Annotated in this window: 1 protein-coding gene; it reads right to left on the bottom strand. The window is 45.6% G+C overall.

Features of this window, described 5'->3' with window-relative positions:
• Positions 1-142 precede the first annotated feature (142 nt).
• Positions 143-1,384: an IS110 family transposase gene (locus GKG34_RS15515; protein ID WP_318177877.1), complete on the bottom strand. Its 1,242-nt coding sequence runs from the start codon at positions 1,382-1,384 to the stop codon at positions 143-145.
• Positions 1,385-1,678: the final 294 nt, after the last annotated feature.

The raw sequence follows: 1,678 nt of genomic DNA, 5'->3' as shown, positions 1-1,678 counted from the left end.
GCAAACCTGCTAAAGTGTGTCAAGAGGTAAAAGCAGAAAATTTAAACAAAAATAATTGTTGCCGGGTGCAGTGAGCATCCGGCAACTTTAATAAGCCGACAAGTGTAGCCTGTCAGCAGAATTTTCAAACTAAAGAATAGCGTTAGCTGTTACCGTTTAGACAGCTGGCAGCAACAGGTATCTCTTGGGTGCGCAAATATTCAGTGACCCGTGCGTAGTAGATTCGCAGAAATTTCGCACTGCCAGCAATCGTGTAGACGTAGTAGTGCTTTCCTTCAGCGCGCTTTTTGTCCATAAAGCAAAAGACGCTGTTATCTTTGTGGGATAAGGTTAGAATAATATTTGCTACAAGGAATACAGCGCGCCTCAAATGAGGTGAGCCGCGCTTGGAAACGTGACGTGACTTGGATTCAAAGTTTCCAGATTGGAACGGTGGTGCATCAATGCCGGCAAAGGCAACGAGAGCTTTCTTGTTTTTGAAACGTCTGACATCACCAATCTCAGCCATTAGAGCAGGGCCTGTAATGGGTCCTGTGCCCTCCATCTGCATGACAACTTCATATTCAGGAAGCAGCGAAGCCAATCGGTTCATTTCTTCTTGAGTAGACTGTTTCGCCTCGCATACAGCATTCAGGCTCTTGCAAGCCTGCAATACTAAAGCCTTTGTTCCGTTGTTTTTCGGGAGAGTAGGAACGGCATCCTGTGCCAGAGCATACAACTTGTGCGCTGTATTCGTACGAAATTTATAATTTCTCCGCAAACACCATTTGCGGTAAGATTCTGTGAATTTTTCAATGGAAAGTCTGAGTACACAGTCTCTGTGCCAATAAATTGAAAAGAAATCGACCCACTTTTCATGACCATCCGCATTCTTGATTGCGTGTCCAAAAGCCTGATCAATCGAAGGGAACGTCTGATCTGCCAGTGCAATCAGGCCATTGCGAAGGGATGTTGCTGTCGAAGCCAATCTTTCATACATTCGTGACTGCTCTCTCAACACAAGTCTGGTTTCGTCCTCATCATTGAAGGGTGGGAGCTCATTCCAAAACGTCAGTGCATAGTTGGCGATTTTCAAGGAGTCCGCACGGTCTGTTTTCAATTTTCGGATGGAATTGTCACTGAAATCGTGAATCAACATGGCATTTACAACAGAAACGTAAAAGCCTGCTTCCTTCAGCGTTAATGCAATTGGCTTCCAATAGTTGCTTGTGTGTTCCATTACAACGCGGATATCTCCTCCTGTCGTTTTCAGTATGGAGACCAGTTTCTCAAGATCATGGTTAGAATGAGATATGTCAAATGGACGTGCAACAATTACTCCACCTGGCCTGCGAATAGCAACTGTGCTTTTGCTCTTAGAAACATCAATACCTACGGCTGTGATTTCCATTGACTTCATTTTTCCGGCCTCCTTTTTGTGCTTGTTCCGCCTGATGCCCATCACCGATTCAGCTTGCTTTGTGACACGAATGTACAGTGACAAGAGTCGCTGATAACTCAACCTGCGTCAATCGAACGCTGCAATGGAGATGGCGGAGAACAGTTTGCGATTCCGAGCGTGGTAGCTCAAGCAGGGCAGCGTTCTCTCTGCACATCTCAATTGTAGCTTAGGTTTGGGCGTCTGTATAGCTCACTGGCTGTGAACCTTTCAGAACCAACACAATTGTAGCAAGCAGGG

The organism is Faecalibacterium sp. BIOML-A4 (assembly GCF_009679665.1).
GTDB classification, from domain to species: Bacteria; Bacillota; Clostridia; order Oscillospirales; family Ruminococcaceae; genus Faecalibacterium; species Faecalibacterium taiwanense.
The sequence above is the reverse complement of the archived record's forward strand: the minus strand, read 5'-3'. Positions and strand labels throughout refer to the sequence as shown.